Genomic DNA, 19,788 nt, shown 5'->3' on the forward strand with positions numbered 1-19,788 from the left:
CAGTCGAGCCACGGGAGATGGGCAGAGCGGCGCCCGTCTGGCACGATTCAGACGACCAGAGCTGGCGGCCCACTGTGATCTGAAGGTGGCGAGCCCCAGCCGGTCACCTGGCCCAAGTAGGCTCGTCGCGAGACGAGACGCAGGAGAAACAGGGAGCGCAAGTGGCGGTCATCGAGCAGGTCGGAGCACGCGAGATCCTTGACTCGCGCGGCAACCCCACCGTCGAGGTCGAGGTGGCGCTGGACGACGGCACGCTGGAGCGCGCGGCCGTTCCGTCGGGCGCGTCGACCGGTGAGCACGAGGCGGTGGAGCTGCGCGACGGCGACGCCAAGCGGTACCTGGGCAAGGGTGTCGAGCGCGCGGTCACCGCGGTGCTCGACGAGATCGGGCCCGAGCTGGTCGGCATCGAGGCCGTCGAGCAGCGCGTCGTCGACCAGAAGCTCGTCGACCTGGACGGCACGCCGGACAAGGGTCGTCTCGGCGCCAACGCGATCCTCGGTGTGAGCCTCGCGGTCGCGAAGGCGGCGGCGACGAGCTCCGGCCTGGAGCTGTTCCGCTACATCGGCGGACCGAACGCGCACGTGCTGCCGGTGCCGATGCTGAACATCCTCAACGGTGGCTCGCACGCCGACACCGAGGTGGACATCCAGGAGTTCATGATCGCGCCGATCGGCGCGGAGACCTTCCGCGAGGGCCTGCGCTGGGGCACCGAGGTCTACCACTCGCTGAAGTCCGTGCTGAAGAGCAAGGGTCTCGCCACGGGCCTGGGTGACGAGGGTGGTTTCGCGCCGTCCCTCGGCAGCAACCGCGACGCGCTCGACCTGATCCTCGAGGCCATCGAGAAGGCCGGTTACCGGGCGGGCCGCGACATCGCGCTCGCGCTCGACGTGGCCGCCACGGAGTTCTTCTCCGACGGCGCCTACACGTTCGAGAAGAACAAGCGCTCGGCCGAGCAGATGATCGGCTACTACTCCGAGCTCGTCCGCGACTACCCGATGGTCTCCATCGAGGACCCGCTGTCCGAGGACGACTGGGACGGCTGGGTGCAGATGACCGCCGAGCTGGGCGAGAAGGTCCAGATCGTCGGCGACGACCTGTTCGTGACGAACCCGGAGCGTCTGGAGGAGGGCATCTCCCGCCGCGCCGCCAACGCGCTGCTGGTGAAGGTCAACCAGATCGGCACGCTGTCCGAGACGCTCGACGCGGTCTCGCTGGCCACGTCGTACGGCTACAAGTCGATGATGTCGCACCGCTCGGGCGAGACCGAGGACACGACCATCGCCGACCTCGCCGTCGCGACCGGTGCCGGCCAGATCAAGACCGGTGCCCCGGCACGTGGTGAGCGCACCGCGAAGTACAACCAGCTCCTGCGCATCGAGGAGTCGCTCGGTGACGCGGCGCGCTACGCGGGTGAGCTCGCGTTCCCGCGCTACACGCCGGAGAGCTGAGAAGCTTCAGCCATGGCCGAGCGCGCGCGTCGTCCCCGCCGCCCCCGCGAAGAGCGGGAGGCGCGGCCCGCGCGCGTGCGCAAGCCACCTCGTCCGAAGGCGCCGTCGCGTCGTGGTGACGGCACGGGCGGCGCGTTCGGCATGACCGGTACGCGGCGGGCCGCGATGTTCGCGATGGTGCTCTGTGCACTGGCGTTGAGCGTCGCGGTCCCGTTGCGGACCTACCTGTCCCAGCGCGACGACCTGCGGGACGTGGGAGCCGAGCAGCAGAAGCTGCGGGAGCAGGTGGCCGCGCTGGAGCAGCGCAAGGCGCAGTTGAACGACCCGGCGTACGTCGAGATCGAGGCGCGCAAACGGTTGCACTGGGTGCGGCCGGGCGAGACCCCGTACATCGTCCAGTTGCCGGGCGACGAGAAGCGAAACACTGAATCGGAGAGGCCGTCGGGCAAGCCCGCGGCACAAAGGTCTTGGTACGAGGAACTGTGGGAATCGGTGACGCACAAGTAAGTGCTGCTGACCTGGAAACGGTCGCGAAGCAGCTCGGCCGCACGCCGCGCGGGACACGTGCGATCGCCTCGCGGTGCCCCAGCGGGCACCCGAACGTCGTGCAGACCGCCCCGCGGCTGCCCGACGGGACGCCGTTCCCGACGCTCTACTACCTGACCTGCCCGAAGCTGAACTCGCTGGTCAGCACGCTGGAGGGCGGCGGGCTGATGAAGGAGCAGCAGGACCGGCTGGCTGAGGATCCCGAGCTCGCCGCGGCCTACCTGCGCGCACACGAGGCGTACCTCGCGGAGAGGGACGCCATCGAGTCGTTGGGCACGCAAGTCACCGCGGGCGGCATGCCGAGCAGAGTTAAGTGCCTTCACGTGCACGTCGCTCATGCCCTCGCGAAGGGCCCCGGGGTCAATCCCATGGGCGACGAGGCCCTGGCACTCTTGACCGGGCAGGGCCTGTGGCCGACGGGTGAATGTTCGGCGAGTTAACAGTCAACGGAACCGAACAGACGCTTCACTCCGTCTTGGGTACACCTAGGCTCTGGAGTGGGGCAGGGTGGAACGGGTCAGCGGATGGGGGCGGCGCCGTAACTGCCGGGCGGCGCGCCGCGATGACGCACGAGAGGTGAGTATTCGTGGCAATGGCAAAACTGCGTGGTCCGCAGCGGCTGTCCCCCAGGCAAAAGGGGTTCGCCGTCGCCGCGCTGGCCGCCATGCTCGCGCCCACCATGATCGTCGGCACCAAACTGGTCGACTGGGTCAACCTCTCGAAGCACAACGACATCGCTGTCAGCCTCGGCCCGGCCGACGTCTACGGAGCCCTCCGCTTCGACCCGGCAGCCCTCGGCGCGACCGGCCGCCTGCCGCTCTCCGACGAGCTGAGCGCGGCCCTGCTCGCCGACCTCGAGGACGGCAAGCTCGACGACCTCGACAACGACCCCGGCGACGTCATCGACGAGTTCCCGGGCAACTACGACATCCCCGGCGTCGTCTTCGAGGCCTACCTCCGCGCCGAGGACAAGATGGCCGAGCTCGTCCCGGGCTGCAAGCTCGACTGGGCCCTGCTCGCCGGCATCGGCAAGATCGAGTCCAACCACGCCAACAACGGCCGTGTGAACGCCGTCGGCGACGCCACCCCCAAGATCCTCGGCCCGGTCCTGAACGGCTCCCTCAACGTGAGGGCCGTCCACGACACCGACGGCGGCCGCCTCGACGGCGACAGCACCTGGGACCGCGCGGTGGGCCCGATGCAGTTCATCCCCAGCACGTGGGCGAGCTTCGGCGCCGACGGCAACGAAGACGGCAGCGTCAACCCGAACAACGTCTACGACGCCGCCCTGGGCGCCGGCCGCTACCTCTGCGCGGGCGGCGGCGACATGACGAAGCAGGAAGACCGCGCCAAGGCCGTCTTCCGCTACAACAACGACACGAAGTACGTCCAGACGGTCCTCAAGTGGGCCCAGGAGTACAGCCAGAACGTCAACGCCCTCCCGTCGCTGCCGGCCAACGGCAACAACGTGCAGAACCCGCAGCCGGGCAACAACAACCCGGGCTCCAACGACCCCGGCACGCAGAACCCCGGCAACAACAACCCGGGCGGCACGACCACCACCACGACGACGACGACCACGACGCCGCCGAACTGCCCGACGACGACCACCTCGACGTCGACCACCACGTCGACCTCGGCCCCGACGTCCACCTCGTCCTCGTGCCCGACGACCTCCACGACGACGTCGACCACCACGACGACAACGACCACCACGACCACGACGACGACCACCACGTCCTCGAAGCCGGCCGACCCGCCGCAGTCGACGGGTGGCACCTCGCAGTCGACCGGTGGCACGTCGCAGCAGTCCAGCACGTCGTCGACCGAGAAGTCGTCGACGGACGCGAACAGCGCGACGCCGAGCAGCCTGGTCACGATCACGCCCAGCTAGCCCGCAGTATCTGTGCTGGCAGAAGCCCCTGATCGTCAGCACGCACAGGAAGCTCGTCGGCGCACCGAGCTGTGATCGAGGGTTCGCTTAACGAGATCCGCGATCTGCCTCCAGCATGACCGCGTCGAGGTCGCTGCGCGTGCGTCTGCGTGGTGCGAGCGCCTGGTTCGCACGCAGGTGAAATTTCACTGGCTGGCCTATTCCCTTTCCCAGGGAACTCGACCATAGTGCTGCATCACGGGTCAGGGGACAGGACCGTGTGGATCGGCTGCTGGTGGGGACCGGCAGTAGGGGGAAGTTCTAGATGTTCAACGCCAAAGGGCGGAGCCTTGCTCTGCCCGCAATCAGTGCTGCCCTCGTGTTGGCAGGCACACTCGTCAGCTCGGTCGGGGTGGCGACAGCCGCGGTGCCGAACGAGGCAGCGGACGCCACAAGCGCGGAGAAACTCGCGAAGCAGAGTGGTAAGCCGATCGTCATCGGGTCGGAGACGACCGAGACGTCGCAGGTCACGGCCAACCCAGATGGGTCCCGGACCTGGACCAACTACACGCATCCGGTGCGCGTCAAGCAGAACGGCGCCTGGGCCGCGGTCGACCTGAGCCTCGTGCGTCAGGCCGACGGCACGCTGGCGCCGAAGGCAGCGCCGGTCACCATGTCGTTCACTGCCGGCGGTTCTGGATCCGCGGCGAAACCTGTTGCCCGGCTGGTGAAGGGAGAAGCAGAGGTCGGGTTCGGCTGGGACACCGACCTGCCGCCGGCGCGAATCTCCGGCCAGACCGCCACCTACCCGGACGTGTTGCCCGGTGTGGACCTGGAGGTGCAGGCGTCGCTGACCGGTTTCGCGCAGAACCTCGTGGTCAAGACAGCCGAGGCGGCGAAGAACCCGAAGCTGAAGAAGGTCACCTTCAAGTCCCACACCAAGAACACGAAGATCAGCAATGCCGGTACCGCAGGAGCTGCCGCGAAATCGGCGGCAACTTCGCGGGCCGACGGGCTCGTGGTAACTGGCCCTGACGGCAACCAGGTGTTCAGTGGCGACGCGTCCCGCATGTGGGACTCCGCCGAGGCGGCACGCCAGGGAGTCATGGGCGTCGAGGTCGGTGCGGACACGATCTCGGTCACGCCGGATCAGGCATTCCTCGCTGATCCGAACACCACCTATCCGGTGCGACTTGATCCGGACTACACCTGCACGACGTGCGGAAAGCAGCACCACGCGGTGGTGCAGTCGCCTGCGGACTGGGCGAATTCGCCAAACTACGACAAAACCGATGGTCAGCTCGGTGACCTCAAGGCCGGGTACCTGAACAAGGCCTCGCTGGGGGCGAAGTCGAACGGCATCTCCCGGACCTACCTCCAGCTGAACACGAGCGAGCTCGTCGGCAAGAAGATCAACTCGGCGACCTTGCACGCCGACGTGATCAGTTCCTATGCCTGCACCACGGCCTCTCCGACGGAACTGTGGCTCACCAAGTGGATCGACCAGAACACCACCTGGAACAACCAGCCTGGCTGGGAGTGGGGCGGTGCGCTGTCGGAGAACAACAAAGTGAACAACCCCGGTCATTGCCCGACTGACGGTGGTGCGGACTTCGACGCGATGTCTGCGGTGGTCGCCGCCGCGAATGGGAGCTGGACCACCACGACGTTCATGCTCAAGGCCAAGAACGAGGCGGATCTCGACAACTCGTGGCGACGGTTCAACCTCAACCCGTACCTCGTGGTGAAGTACAACTCCTACCCTGGGGTGCCGGCCGACATGGGCATCGAAGGCTGGGGCCCGAACAAGGAAGACGCGCTGCCCTGTGTCACCGGTGTCAACCGGCCGCACGTCGGTACACGCACTCCGCGGGTACGTGCACGACTGTCCGATCCGGACGGTGGATTCCTGAACGCGGGCTTCCAGTTCTACGGAGGTATACCGTCAACCCATCCGTGGAGCGGACCCGAGATCTACGTGGACAAGGTGCAGGCGGGCTCGTTCGCCGAGGTGCGTGTGCCCGAGAGCTGGACTTTGGGCGACGGGATCTACACCTTCTTCCTCAGATCAGGTGATGGGCAGTTGCCCAGCCCGCCATCGCCGGACTGCGAGTTCGTCATCGACACCGTGGCGCCGAACAAGCCAGCCGTGGCGTCCACCGACTACCCGACGACAGGATTCAACGGCAGCGTCGGCCGCACCGGCAATTTCACGTTCTCGCCCAACGGCAACACGGGCCCGAACGGTTCGATGGACGTGGTGCGCTACGGCTGGTCGCTGAACGTCGACACCATCGACAACCAGGTCAACGTGTCCGAGGCGACCGGTGTCGTCAACGTGCCGATCACGCCGATGCAGGCGGGTACCAACACGTTGTACGTGCAGGCGTACGACAAGGCGGGAAACCGTGCGGCGGCACCGCAGACCTACGTCTTCAACGTCGCTGATCCCGCTGCTCCTGTGGCGGCGTGGAACTTCGACGAGACCGGTGGCACGACCGCGGCCGACAGCACTGGCAAGGGCCACCCGCTGACATTGAACGGCGCGACCTTCGGTTCCGGCTATGCGGGCAACGGCCAGGTCAACACCACGAGTTCGTTCTCGTCCGCGTCGTCCGCTGTGGTGGACACGTCGAAGGCGTTCTCGGTGTCGGCGTGGGCGAAGCTCGACAACACGGGGGCCTTCTACTCGGTTGCGAGCCAGGACGGGACCCGCGGGAGCGGCTTCTACCTGCAGTACAACAAGACCCTGGACCGCTGGGTGTTCAACGGTGGCTCAGCCGACACAGATACACCCGTTCCGTATCGCGCGGTCTCGGCAGCACCGCCGCAGACCGGCGTGTGGACCCACCTGCTCGGCACCTACGAGCCGAATTCGCACAAGTTGTCCTTGTACGTCAACGGAAAGCTCGAAGGAACGGCCGACGGCACGTTGTGGAACGCACCTGGCCAGTTCGTGGTGGGTGCGGCCAAGTGGCTGGGCGGGCGCGTCGACCAGGTCGAGGGCACGATTGATCACGTCCAGGTGTGGGATCGTGCGGTGAGCGCGGCCGAAGCGGCGAACCAGAACAACTTCGTCGTGCTGCGTGCGCGCTACAACCTCGATGAACGCGAGGGCACCACGACCAAGGACGAGGTGACACGGCAGAACGGCACTCTCTCCGGTGGCGTCTCGTGGGCCGGCACGCCGGCCGATCCTGATGATCCCAACCAAATCCTGACCAGCAAGGACAAGTGGCTGAAGTTCGACTCGTCCGAAACGGGTCAGGTAGCGGGGCCGCATCCGGTGAACCTGCGAACGGATCGGTCGTACACCGTGTCCGCCTGGGTTCGCCACAGCGGGTTCGACAACGCCCCGCGGGCCGCGGTCGGGATGGGTGACAACACGTTCTCGCCATTCCTGCTGGGGTATCGGCCCGAGACTGGTAAGTGGAGCTTCCTGCTGACGCATACCCCATCGGGTGGTGGGTCGTTCGCACTGTCCGACGTGCCGGCCGAGGCGAACAAGTGGGTTCACCTCGCAGCGACGTTCGATGCGACTACCGGCACGATCACGTTGTACGTCAACGGAATCAAGCAGCACGCGTTCAGCGGCGACAGCACCTCGGGGACTGGGCTCCAGGCCTTCAACGGATCCGGTGAGTTCTGGATCGGACGCGGCCTCTGGGACGGGCATCGCTCCGACCCTTGGAAGGGCGACATCGATGACGCCCGCATCTATTCGGGCGTTTCTTCTGCCCAGAACATCACCGATATGTACTTGGCCACGAAGCACTTCTGACCACTTGGGGACTTTGCTGTGAGAAGAAGAAAGTGGACGGCGCTCTGCGTCGTGCTGTCGTTGTTGCTCGTGTCTGGCCAGGACGCGTTTGCCGCTGGCTCGAACCAGTACGGTTGGAAGCTTCCAGAGCTGCAGAAGGACAAGTCGGTTCCGACAACGGCTGTCCCCCCGGTGCAGAGGAAGTCTGGCGACCAGGCGGCGAAGGCCGCTGTGACTAAGGCTGATCCGGTGTCGTGGCCGACTGAATCTCAGGCTGAGGTCGAGGTCGGCGAGTCCGCAGTCAAGGCCGGCGTGGTTTCTCTGCAGAGCAAAAAGAATGCTGCCGCTCTATCGGCGAAGCCCGTGAAGGTGCGGGTGAACGTCAAGGGGCAGGACGCAACGAAGAAGCTGGGGCTGAGCGGTGTTCTGCTGACAGTCGCGGATGCCGGCGGTGCGGCAGATGCTCCGGTGAGGGTTGAGGTCGACTACCGGTCGTTCGCGTCGGCTTTCGGCGGTGACTACGCCTCGCGATTGCGACTGGTCTCACTGCCCGCGTGTGCACTGTCCACTCCGGACAAGGCGGAATGTCGGCGGACCACAGCTCTTCCTGGCGGTAGCAACGACCGCAAGGCGGGCAAGGTCTTCGCGGATGTGACACCGTCCGCCTCCACAGCGTCGACCGCCGCGCACAGAGCCGACTCCAGTCCGATGGTTCTGGCCGCGACCGCGGCGCCGTCGAGCGGCAACGGTACCTACACCGCGACATCGCTCGCTGCCGCGGGATCGTGGAACGCCGGCGGTTCCTCAGGCGATTTCAGCTACGGCTACCCGCTTCGCCTTCCTCCGGCTGTGGGAGGCAAAGCCCCGTCGGTGTCACTGGGCTATTCGTCGCAGAGTCTGGACGGCAGGACTTCGTCGACGAACAACCAGGCATCGATCGTCGGTGACGGCTGGGACGTCTCGCCTGGCGGTTTCATCGAGCGTCAGTTCAAGCCGTGCAGTCTTGATCTAGGTGGCAACAACGACCAGACCAAGACGGGCGACCAGTGCTGGGCCAATGACAACGTCACGATCAGCCTCGTCGGCGTGTCCGGCCAGCTGGTCAAGCACAAGGACAAGGTGAACGGCCAGGAGGTCTGGCGGGCGAAGAACGACGACGGTGCACGCGTCGAGCACTTGTTCGGAGCCTCGAACGGAGACAACGACGGCGAGCACTGGAAGGTCACCACGACCGACGGCACCCAGTACTTCCTCGGTCTCAACAAGCTGCCCGGCTGGTCGGCGGGCAAGCCGGAGACGCAATCGGCGTGGACCGAGCCCGTGTTCGGCAACAACGACGGTGAACCGTGCAGGCAGACCACATTCGACGCGTCGTGGTGCCAACAGGCATATCGGTGGAACGTCGACTACTCGGTCGATCCTCATGGCAACGTCACGACGTACTACTACGAGCCGGAGACCAACTTCTACGGCCGTAATGCGGATGCCGCGAAGGGCACGCAGTACGTACGTGGTGGTCAGCTGAGGCGCATCGAGTACGGGCTGCGCGACAACAGCGTTTATGGCAATGCCGGGGCACGAGTGTGGTTCGACACCGCCGAGCGCTGTCTGCCCAACGGGCAGATTACCTGTGACCCCGGCCAGCTCAACGCTTCGACCGCCTCGTCCTGGCCGGATGTGCCGGCGGACCAGATCTGCAACGCGGGTGAGCAGTGCACGAACCGGTTGACGCCCACGTTCTTCACCCGCAAGCGACTCACCAAGATCACTACGCAGGTGGGCAACGGAAGTGGCGGGTTCAACGACGTCGATTCGTGGTCGCTGACCCAGGACTTCCCTTCCACCGGCGATGGCACGTCACCGGCGATGAACCTGAAGTCGATCGTCCACACCGGACTTCGTGGAGGCTCGATCTCGCTACCGCCGACCACGTTCGACCGCAAGGCCATGGACAACCGGGTGGACAGCGGTCACGACGACCTGCTGCCGTTGACCAGATACCGCATCACCGGCATCACCAACGAGGCCGGTGCACACACGGAGATCAAGTACAGCGACGCGGACTGCGTACCAGGCTCGCGCATGCCCTCGCCGACCGCGCTCGCTTCGAACAACCTGCGCTGCTACCCGACGTGGTGGACGCCGAACGGTGCGTCCAAGGCGATCCTCGACTACTTCCACAAGTACGTCGTGACCGATGTCGTCGATGACGATCGCACCGGCGCCTCGTCGCTGGTCAAGACGCACTACGACTACGTCGGTGATCCCGCTTGGCACTTCGATGAGAACGACTTCGCCGAGGCCGACAAGCGAACGTGGTCGCAGTGGCGTGGTTATGGCACGGTGCGCACGATCAAGGGTGACCCGTCGGAGAAGCAGAGCGTCACGGAAACCTCGTACCTGCGCGGCATGGACGGCGCCACGGTGTCCACCAGCGAAGGCGAGCCGATCCAGGACGCGCAGCGTCTGCAGGGCTTCGTACGTGAGAACCGGCAGTACAACAACGGTCAGCTCGTCTCGGCGTCGGTCAACGACCCGTGGGTGAGCGGGGCCACCGTCACTGGCGCTGATGGCAAGGAAGCCAAGCTCAGCAACGTCGAGGCCGTGCGTGGCCGCACGCTGCTGGAAAACGGCCAGTGGCGGCGGACCAAGGTCGTCAAGACGTACGACTCGATCGGCATCGTGACGAAAGCCGAAGATCACGGTGACCTGGGCGTCACCGGCGACGAGTCGTGCACCCGGTCCACATTCGCCCGCAACGACGCGGCCTGGATGCTGACCTACGCCTCACAGGTGGAGACCGTCAAGGGCCTGTGCGACGTGCAAGCGTCTTCCACTTCGGTGCTGTCCATCGCGAAGTCGTATTTCGATGGCAAGGCGTGGGGCGAGGCACCTGCGAAGGGCGACATCACCAAGGCCGAGGTGCTCGACCGGTGGGACGGCGGCGGCCAGAAGTGGGTCACCGCTTCGAGTTCGACGTTCGACACCTACGGCCGTCCACTGGAGGTCGTTGACGCAACCAACGCAAAGACGACCACGGCCTATTCGCCATCCGATGGCCCGCTGACCCAGATCACCAGCACCAACGCGCTGGGGCACGTTTCCACTGGTTATGTCGACCCGGCTTGGGGCGCGTCCACGGCGTCAGTCGATCCGAACGGGCGGCGTGCGGATCTCAAGTACGACGCGCTGGGCAGGCTGGTGAAGGCGTGGACGCCGGGGCATCCCAAGGAGTCTTGGCAGGCTGACGCTGAGTTCGAGTACACCTACAACACCAACGCTCCCAGCGTCGTGGCGGCGAAGCGCCAGCAGGACGACGGGACTTATCTGACCTCGTACACGCTATATGATGGTTTGTTCCGGGAGCGGCAGACTCAAACGCCCTCGCCTTCGGGTGGCCGACAGATCTCAGACACGTTCTACGACTCGCGTGGCCTGCCGTACAAGACGAACGGCGCTTACTGGAACGACCAGGCGGCGTCGGGTTCATTGGCCGGAGTGTTCGACAACGCCGTGCCGAACCAGACCATCACTGAGTACGACGGGATGGAGCGGCCGACCGCGTCGATCTACCGCAAGCTCGCGGTAGAGCAGTGGCGCACCACCACGGCCTATGGCGGTGACAGGGTGCACACGACTCCGCCGCAGGGGTCGGCGGCCACGACGGTGATCAGTGACGCGCAGGGCCGGACTACCGAGAAACGTCAGTACACGGCTGGTTTGGGCACCGCGTTCGACACGACGAAGTACGTGTACACGCCTGCGGGTCAGCTGGCGTCGGTGATCGACCCGGTGGGCAACGCCTGGCGCTACGGCTACGACCTGCGCGGCCGCAAAATCACCGCGGATGATCCAGACACCGGGCATTCCGAGACGGAATACGACGCAGCCGGTCGGGTCGTGTCGAGCACAGATGGCCGAAACCGCAAGGTCACGTTCACCTACGACGCGCTGAGCCGCAAGACCGCTTCGTTCGACGGAACCACGAAGCTCGCCGAGTGGCAGTACGACACGTCCGTCGACACGAGCGGTCGGCTCAACGGCCGCGGCATGCTGACGCTGTCCCGCAGATGGGTCAATGGCCAGGCTTACCTGCGCAAGGTCATCGGCTATGACGAGGCCGGCCGCCCGATGGGCGAGAAGGTCTCCATCCCGTCGGCGGAGGGCGCGCTCAGCAACGGTTACGAAACCCGGACGGACTACACCACCAACGGCAAACCAAAGTCCGTGTCCTATTTGGACGTCAACTCCGGCGGCACAACGATCGTGCCCGGCGAGTCAGTGGAGACGTTCTACAACGCCTTTGGTCTGCCCGACCGCACCACCGGTGGCCTGTACACCGGAGAGGCGGGGCACTACGTCACCGGCACGAACTATTCCGCATTGGGTGAGGTGCTGCAGGAGACGTACGACAGCGAGGACAGCAAGAACAACCTGTGGGTGACCAACTTCTACGAGGAAGGCACTCGCAGGCTAGAGCGCACGATCGCGGATCGGGAAACTCCGACCGCGTATCGCATCGCTGACCGCAACTACAGCTACGACGCGGCTGGCAACATCAGCCGCATCGCGGACACCCCTGAGGGCGGCCCGTCGGACATCCAGTGCTTCGCCTACGACTACCTGCGTCGCATGACCTCGGCGTGGACTCCTGGTTCCGGCGATTGCTCTGCCGCCAAGTCAACGTCCACTTTGGGCGGTGCGGCGCCGTACTGGATGTCGTGGACGTTCGACAAGACCGGTAACCGCCTGACGCAGACATCGCACGCGACTGCGGGCAACACGGTGAACTCCTTCACCTATCCCGCCGCGGGTGCTGCTCAGCCACACACGGTGTCGAAGGTGGACACGACCGGTCCGAACGGTACGTCGCAGGACACGTTCGGCTACGACACCGCGGGCAACACGACGTCGCGCAGGATCTCCGGCAACACGCAGACGCTGGAGTACGACGTCGAGGGTCGCGTGTCGAAGGTGAAGAACGCCGACGGCAAGGAGTCGACGTACCTCTACGACGCGGACGGCAACCGGCTCATCGCGCGTGAGCCTTCAGCCACCACGCTGTACGTGTTCGGACAGGAGATCCGGCTGGAGGCAGGCACCTCGACGCCGTCGTGGACGCGCTACTACAGCCACAACGGACACGTCGTGGCCCAGCGGAACTCGATCTCGGGCCTGAAGTGGTTGGTGACTGATCACCAGGGCACGGAGATCGCCGCGGTGACTGCCGGGAATCTGGCGGTGGCTTCGCGTCGGCAGACCCCGTTCGGTGAGTCGCGTGGTAGTGCTGCGTCGTGGAATCAGCACGGGTTTGTTGGTGGTACGCGGGAGGAGTCGGGTCTGACGCGTGTGGGTGCGCGTTTGTACGACTCTTCTGCTGGTCGGTTCTTGTCTGCTGATCCGATCATCGACAACAACGATCCGCAGCAGTTGAACGGTTATGCGTACAGCAACAACAGTCCGGTGACGTTCAGCGATCCGACGGGTTTGTTGTCGGGTGGGCAGTGCGGCCCGGATGGCATCTTGTGTGGTGGTGGCCGGGAGAACTACCAGAGCGAGCAGCAGTATCGCGGTGTTCAGAACTTCTTCAAGGGTCAGCGTTCTGCTCAGGTGCAGGCGGACTCAGCCAAGCGTCAGGCGACTGAGCAGGGCTTGCGGGATGCGGGGATCAGTCAGGCTGAGTATGAGGAGGCTTTGAAGACTGCCCACAGGTCGAAGTGGGATGTGATCAAGGATGTTGCCTGGGAGTTGTTGAAGGACATCTCCGGGTGGAACGACATCGTGGATTGTTTCACCAAGGGTGATATCTGGGCCTGTGGTGGGCTGGTGATGAACCTGGTGCCGTGGGGCAAGGTCGGCAAGGTTCTGGAGGCCGGCTACAAGGCTGTGCGGGCCACGGTGACGATGGCGAAGGTCATCGAGAAGGCTCAGGGGTTGTTGCGGCGGGTCGAAAGGATCACTGCGGCGGCACAGGAGATCGCGCAGAACGCGATCCGCAAACTGGGCGGCAGAGCCGACGGCGTGGGTAATTCCTGCCTGCTGCACAGCTTTGTAGCTGGCACACGTGTGTTGATGGCCGATGGGTCGTCCAAACCGATCGATGAGATACGGGTTGGGCACAAGGTCAAGGCCAGTGATCCTTCTACAGGTGTGACGTCGGATCTTGAGGTGGTGGGCACGATCGTGCACACCGATGAGGGCGACATGACCCGTGTCTCGGTGGCTGGAGGGACTGTCGACGCGACGTCATGGCACCCGGTCTGGGTAGAGGAGCGCGGCGACTTCGCCAAGATCGGCACGCTCCAACCGAACGAACATCTGCGGTCGATTGATGGCTCGTCGGTCGTGGTGTCGACGGTTGAACACCACAGCCAGGTGCAGCCGGTCTACGACCTGACGATCGATGCAGTGCATACCTACCATGTTGTGGTAGGCGACACGCCTGTCCTTGTGCACAACTGCGGTACGGGCGGTGCAGATGTCGATCACCTTGTTGATCGAGTGGATGAACTGCATGATTTGCTGCCTGAAGGTGCGCAGGGGCGGAGGACAACTGGCCTGTTGCATGCAGAAGGCGCCGAGGGCGGCCTAGACATCGCCGCAGTCGGAGCCCGTAGCAACCTGACGCGTGTTCAACGGACGAGCGTGATTGATGCCGGAGAGTTGGCGGTGTCCCTGAGCAGTGGAGCACATGCTGAAGTGAAACTTCTGGCCGCAGCTGATCATCTTGGGTTGAGTCCGAGCGCTATCGTCGCGAGTCGGCCGTTCTGTGCAGCCTGCCGAGAGGCGCTCACAAAGGCCGGCGCGGTCATCACGGGACGACGAACCGCTGTCTGGGAATGACCCGGCACGCTGGAAAGGATGAATTGTTGTCCTCCATGGAAGAGATCGAATACATCAAGAACGCGTGTGCTGAACTTGGTGAGCACTCTCGTGCCGTATTTGCCTTGGCAGCGGCTTCGCGGGTGATGTCCGTGTATCAGGTGTACGGGGAAGTGCGCCCAGGGTTGCGCGGGGCGGACTCGTCGCATGACGCCATCGTGGCTGTTGTGCGATTCATTCGGGAGTTGCCAAACGCGACGCGGGAGAAGGCATTGCGTAAGGTAGAAGCGGCGCTTATTGACTTGGCGCATGATTTGCCCTTGGTGCAAGATCGTGAGGAGTTCGATCTAGCAGAGGCTGTCACGGTTGAGGCGATCACGTCGATGTCGTTGGCGTTGACCGGATGGAAGGACTACTCGGCTGAAGCTTGCTTCCAGGCGGTGATGGGAGCATTGGAAGTGGATGCGGTGTGGTCAGAGGGGGTCGCGCTGGAGGCGGTGTCTTGGGATCGGGTGACGGCTCAGCAGCGGCAACAATTCCGTGACATTGAAGAGCTTCGCTCGGCCGTCGGGATTGGTGCTGCCGATGTGTACAGGTCGATTATGAATCGCGCCGAACGTGAGTGCATGCCGTATCTCGCAGGTATGGAAAAACTTATGGAGACCTGACGCCTTGTAATTCGTTGGCCCGTTGTCTTGAAGTGAAGTTAGTTCAACCCGCGAGATTCTGAGGCGCCCTGTCAGATTATCGACAGGGCGCCTTGAGCTGGTCAGCATGGGTGTCGTCGTAGGTGCTGGTGGTTAGGTCGCGGCGGATCGACCGGGCAGGTCGTGTTCGCGAAGGGGCTGCCATCGGAGCTGCGCCAGCCGTAAATCGCGAGGCACGGGCGGCAGTTCTTGGCAAGGTGGTGGGCCTGCGCCCTGTCTATCCCTTGATGACCGACTGCCTCCTCCTCCGCCCGTACGAACCCGCGTACTTCGATGACTTCTACACCACCCGCTCCCGCCCCGACGTCTACCGCTACCTCTTCGCCGACCACCTCGACGACCGCGCGAAAGCCGAGGAAGCGTTCGCCAAGAAGATGACCCAGTACGAGGTGACCGAAGAGGACCAGTGGCTCGTGCTGGCGGCTTACTGGCCCGAGGCTGGCCGGGTCATCGGCGACGTCGTCCTCAGCTGGCTGAGCGAAGAGCACCGCCAGGGCGAGATCGGCTACGTCTTCAACCCCGAGTTCCACGGCAAGGGCCTGGCTCGCGAAGAGCTGAAACTGCACCGCGTCCAGGCCGAGAGCGACGTGCGCAACGAGCCGTCGTGGCGGCTGATGGAACGCCTGAAGATGTGCAGGGAGGCGCACTTCAGGCGTTCCATGATGGTCAAGGGCGAGTGGTGCGACTCCTACGTCTACGCGCTGCTGAAGGAGGAGTACGAAAGTGCCTGACTTCCCGATCAGGACCGCGCGCCTCGTCCTGCGTCCCTTCGAACCGCACGACCTTGACGACCTGCACGCCTACCGCTCGCAGCCCGAGGTGCACCGCTACCTCTACAGCGATGCCCAGGACCGCGAGCAGACGAGAGAACTGATCGCCGAGCGGATGGCCTGCACCGAGCTGACCGACGAGGGCCAGAAGGGACATGGCAGGGTCGTCGGCGACGTGGTCCTCAAGTGGCTCAGCGAGGTCAACCGCCAGGGCGAGATCGGCTACGGCTTCAACCCCGAGTTCCAGGGCAAGGGGCTGGCCACCGAGGCGGCTGAGGCGCTGCTCGAGTTTGGGTTCGACCACCTGAACCTGCACCGGATCATCGCCCACCGCGACCCGCGCAACGAGCCGAGCTGGCGCCTGATGGAACGCCTGGGCATGCGCAGGGAAGCGCACTACCGCCACAACGAGCTCTACAAAGGCGAGTGGTGCGACGCCTTCATCTACGCGCTGCTGGAGGACGAGCGTGCTGAGGCCTGACTACCCGATCAGGACCGCGAGACTGGTCCTGCGCCCGTTCCAGGAAGACGATCTCGACGTTTTCCACGCCTACCGCTCGCTCCCCGAGGTCCACCGCTACCTCTACAACGACACGGCGAGCAGGGAAGGCGTCGCGGAGCTGCTCGCGCGGAGGATCAACGAGCACGAGCTGACCGAAGAAGGGCAACGGCTTGCGCTCGCGGTGTGTCTCGATGAAGAGGTCATCGGCGATGTCGCCCTCAAGTGGACGAACGAGGCCAACCGGCAGGGCGAGATCGGCTACAGCCTCCACCCCGCCTTCCAGGGCAAGGGCTACGCACAGGAGGCCGCCGCGCACATGCTGAAGCTCGGCTTCGAGGACTTGGGCCTGCACCGCATCCAGGCCGAGTGTGACGCGCGCAACGAGCCGAGCTGGCGGGTCATGGAACGCCTGAACATGCGCAGGGAGGCGCACCTGAGGCACCACGAGCTCTTCAAGGGCGAGTGGGGCGACAGCTACGTCTACGCCATGCTTGCCGAGGAGTACCGAGAACCGATCTAGGGGTGATCATGTCGCGGGTTGCGGCCATCGACTGCGGGACCAACTCGATCAGGCTGCTGATCGCCGACGTGACCAAAAGGGACGACGGCACGGCGTGGCTGCGGGACGTGCACCGCGAGATGCAGATCGTCCGGCTCGGGCAGGGGGTCGACGCGACCGGCCGGCTGCACCCCGACGCGATCGAGCGGACCGAACAAGCGCTGCTGGACTACGCGCGCACGATGCAACGCAAGGGTGTCGAGCGGGCACGCATGGTTGCCACGAGTGCCACGCGCGACGCGAGCAACCGGGACGAGTTCTTCGGCATGACCGAGGCGATCCTCGGCGCGCCCGCGGAGGTGATCACCGGGGACGAGGAAGCACGCCTGAGCTACCTCGGTGCGGTGGCCGACCTTGACCCGGAAGAGGGACCCTTCCTCGTCACCGATTTGGGTGGAGGTTCGACCGAGTTCGTCCTCGGCGGCGGCACGGAGGTCGAGGCCGCGCGGTCGATGGACATCGGGTGCGTGCGGCTGACCGAGCGGTTCATCAAGTCTGACCCGCCCACTCCCGAAGAAATCGCCGCGGCGGAAGCGTTTGCGCGGGCGCAGATCAAAGAGGCGTTCGAAGTCGTGCCCGTCGAGAAGACGAAGACGTGGATTGGCGTCGCCGGGACCGTCACGACGTTGTCAGCCCTGGTCCAGGGGCTGGAGGTGTACAACAGCGACGTTATTCACCTCAGCCGAATCACACTTGACAATGTAGAAGAAATCACCGACCGTATCCTGTCGATGACTCATGATGAGCGTGCCTCGCTCGGGCCCATGCATCCCGGTCGGGTGGACGTGATCTGCGGTGGAGCCATCGTTCTGCGTGCGATTGCCGAGGAGCTCTCGAATCGCGCGGGTATTCGCACGCTCGTGTGCAGTGAGCACGACATCCTCGACGGCATCGCGTTTTCGCTGGTCTAGCGGAGAATTAAGGTCGACTTGAGGTGATCGTGACGAGTTTGTGACCGCTTTCGATGCGCGTACTCCTGGACACCCCGGTTAACGTCCTCTCACGTTTTGGGAGGTGGACGAGACCTCCCGGGGAGGCGTGCGTGCGCAATAACTGCGCCGACGCCGGGGAAAGGCGGGAGAGACTGATGTCGCGATCACGGGTTGCGTGGGTGGCACTGCCAGCCGCGCTGGCCATGACGCTCAGCGCGTGCGGCGGCGGTGGGGGTGGCTCCACTGCTACCGGCAAGGACAACCCGGACGGCACGGTGTCCATCTACGGCACCGAGCCCAAGAGCACGTTGTTCCCGGCCAACACGACCGAGGCCGGCGGTGGCAAGGTCACTGACTCGCTGTTCTCGCGGCTGGTCGGTTACAAGGCCGAGGACGGCGCGCCCTACAACTTGATGGCCGAGTCGATCACGTCCTCGGACGCGAAGGTCTACGACATCAAGCTCAAGCAGGGCTGGAAGTTCCACGACGGCACCGAGGTCAAGGCGAAGAACTTCGTCGACGCCTGGAACTGGGCCGCGTACGCGCCGAACGCGCAGCAGGCGGCATCGTTCTTCGCCCCGATCCAGGGCTTCTCGGACGTCCACCCGGAGGACGAGAAGGCCAAGCCGGCCAAGGACAAGATGTCCGGCCTCGAGCTCGTGGGCGACTACGAGTTCAAGGTCACCCTGAACGGCCCGACCTCGGTCTTCACCACGATGATCGGCTACACGCCGTTCTCGCCGATGGCGGACTCGTTCTTCGCGGACCCGAAGGCGGCCGAGGCCAAGCCGATCGGCAACGGCCCGCTCAAGTTCGTCTCCCGCACGCCGAACGCGCTGATCAAGATGGAGCGCTTCGACGACTACAAGGGCGAGGACAAGGTCCACTTCAAGACCTTGGACTACAAGATCTACTCCTCCCAGGAGACCGCGTACCAGGACCTGGTCGCGGGCAAGCTGGACTTCATGGAGGCCCTGCCCCCGTCGGCCAAGGTCGGCGAGAAGTACAAGGCAGACCTGGGTGACGCGGTCGTGACCGCGAACCTGCTGGGCCAGAGCGCGATCGCGTTCCCGCAGTACATCCCGGCGTTCCAGAACGTCAAGCTGCGCCAGGCCGTCTCGATGGCCATCAACCGGGAGCAGATCACGAAGACCGTGCTGGCCGGCTCGTACGTGCCGTCCACCAGCTTCGTCTCGCCCGGCATCAAGGGCTACCGCCCGGACACCTGCGGTGAGTACTGCAAGTACAACCCGGAGAAGGCCAAGGAGCTGCTGAAGGAGTCCGGCTTCACCGGCAAGCTCACCATCCAGTCCAACCAGGACGGTGGCCGCAAGGAGCCTCTCGAGGCCGCTTGCAACAGCATCAAGCAGGCGCTGGGCGTCGAGTGCGAGTTCGTCGGCGCCACCAACTTCGGTGCGTTCCGTCAGATCGTCGACGGCAAGCAGCTGACCGGCATGAGCCGTTCGGACTGGTCCGCCGACTACCCGTCGATCGAGAACTTCCTCAACCCGCTGTACCGCACGGGTGGGTCGTCCAACGACTCGAACTACTCGAAGCCCGAGGTCGACGCGCTGCTGAAGAAGGCGGACGAGACGGCCAACGAGGACGAGGCGATCAAGCTCTACCAGCAGGCCGAGGACATCATCGCCAAGGACCTGCCCTCCATGCCGACCTGGAACGAGAAGGGCATCGGCGGCCGCTCGAAGAACCTGCTCGAGGCCAAGATGTCGTTCAAGCGCCAGGCCGTTCTGGAGTCGTTCCGAGTCAAGGCCTGATTGCCGAACACCTGAGTTCTGATTGATCCGTCCGGCCCCGCGTCCCTCAAGCGTTACGGGCGCGGGGCCGGAGCGGTGTTCAGGCTCAGGGCGC

General features: G+C 64.8%; 12 protein-coding genes. All 12 read left to right on the top strand.

Annotation, left to right across the window (positions count from 1 at the left end; genetic code table 11):
* Positions 1–161: 161 nt before the first annotated feature.
* Complete coding sequence (gene eno / locus UK23_RS14260; RefSeq protein WP_045311974.1) at positions 162–1,448, top strand: phosphopyruvate hydratase; 1,287 nt, start codon at positions 162–164, stop codon at positions 1,446–1,448.
* A gap of 12 nt (positions 1,449–1,460) precedes the next feature.
* A complete protein-coding gene (locus UK23_RS14265) occupies positions 1,461–1,955 on the top strand; it encodes an FtsB family cell division protein (protein ID WP_082114649.1) in 495 nt (164 codons plus the stop codon).
* Positions 1,931–2,434, top strand: a complete 504-nt coding sequence (locus UK23_RS14270; protein ID WP_045311975.1) for a DUF501 domain-containing protein — start codon at positions 1,931–1,933, stop codon at positions 2,432–2,434. Before UK23_RS14265 ends, UK23_RS14270 begins: the two co-directional genes overlap by 25 nt.
* A gap of 152 nt (positions 2,435–2,586) precedes the next feature.
* On the top strand, positions 2,587–3,888 hold the full coding sequence (locus tag UK23_RS14275) for a lytic transglycosylase domain-containing protein (protein ID WP_045311976.1): 1,302 nt from the start codon (positions 2,587–2,589) through the stop codon (positions 3,886–3,888).
* Positions 3,889–4,246: 358 nt separating this feature from the next.
* Positions 4,247–7,648 (top strand): LamG-like jellyroll fold domain-containing protein, encoded by a 3,402-nt coding sequence (locus UK23_RS14280; protein WP_052684658.1) that lies wholly within the window; start codon positions 4,247–4,249, stop codon positions 7,646–7,648.
* Between the two features lie 342 nt (positions 7,649–7,990).
* Positions 7,991–14,470 carry an RHS repeat-associated core domain-containing protein gene (locus tag UK23_RS14285; RefSeq protein ID WP_156213095.1) on the top strand — a complete coding sequence of 2,160 codons (6,480 nt, stop codon included), beginning with the start codon at positions 7,991–7,993 and terminating at the stop codon, positions 14,468–14,470.
* A gap of 35 nt (positions 14,471–14,505) precedes the next feature.
* Positions 14,506–15,117 (top strand): hypothetical protein, encoded by a 612-nt coding sequence (locus tag UK23_RS14290; protein ID WP_156213096.1) that lies wholly within the window; start codon positions 14,506–14,508, stop codon positions 15,115–15,117.
* Positions 15,118–15,383: 266 nt separating this feature from the next.
* The gene (locus tag UK23_RS14295; RefSeq protein ID WP_045311979.1) at positions 15,384–15,887 is read left to right on the top strand and encodes a GNAT family N-acetyltransferase; all 504 of its coding nucleotides are present in this window, start codon (positions 15,384–15,386) and stop codon (positions 15,885–15,887) included.
* Entirely contained in the window at positions 15,880–16,407 is a 528-nt protein-coding gene (locus tag UK23_RS14300; protein WP_045311980.1) for a GNAT family N-acetyltransferase, read from the top strand. Before UK23_RS14295 ends, UK23_RS14300 begins: the two co-directional genes overlap by 8 nt.
* Complete coding sequence (locus UK23_RS14305) at positions 16,394–16,948, top strand: GNAT family N-acetyltransferase (RefSeq protein WP_045311981.1); 555 nt, start codon at positions 16,394–16,396, stop codon at positions 16,946–16,948. The genes UK23_RS14300 and UK23_RS14305 overlap by 14 nt, the downstream gene beginning before the upstream one ends.
* 8 nt (positions 16,949–16,956) lie before the next feature.
* A complete protein-coding gene (locus UK23_RS14310) occupies positions 16,957–17,898 on the top strand; it encodes a Ppx/GppA phosphatase family protein (RefSeq protein WP_045311995.1) in 942 nt (313 codons plus the stop codon).
* Positions 17,899–18,074: 176 nt separating this feature from the next.
* A complete protein-coding gene (locus tag UK23_RS14315) occupies positions 18,075–19,694 on the top strand; it encodes a peptide ABC transporter substrate-binding protein (protein ID WP_045311982.1) in 1,620 nt (539 codons plus the stop codon).
* Positions 19,695–19,788: the final 94 nt, after the last annotated feature.

The sequence above is a fragment of the Lentzea aerocolonigenes genome, assembly GCF_000955955.1.
Taxonomy (GTDB): Bacteria; Actinomycetota; Actinomycetes; order Mycobacteriales; family Pseudonocardiaceae; genus Lentzea; species Lentzea aerocolonigenes_A.

Bases quoted from the DNA above. Each gene is read 5' to 3' on its own strand.
- UK23_RS14310 (WP_045311995.1), top strand. From the start codon at position 16,957: ATGTCGCGGGTTGCGGCCATCGACTGCGGGACCAACTCGATCAGGCTG.
- UK23_RS14315 (WP_045311982.1), top strand. From the start codon at position 18,075: ATGTCGCGATCACGGGTTGCGTGGGTGGCACTGCCAGCCGCGCTGGCC.
- UK23_RS14275 (WP_045311976.1), top strand. From the start codon at position 2,587: ATGGCAAAACTGCGTGGTCCGCAGCGGCTGTCCCCCAGGCAAAAGGGG.
- UK23_RS14295 (WP_045311979.1), top strand. From the start codon at position 15,384: ATGACCGACTGCCTCCTCCTCCGCCCGTACGAACCCGCGTACTTCGAT.
- UK23_RS14290 (WP_156213096.1), top strand. From the start codon at position 14,506: ATGGAAGAGATCGAATACATCAAGAACGCGTGTGCTGAACTTGGTGAG.
- UK23_RS14265 (WP_082114649.1), top strand. From the start codon at position 1,461: ATGGCCGAGCGCGCGCGTCGTCCCCGCCGCCCCCGCGAAGAGCGGGAG.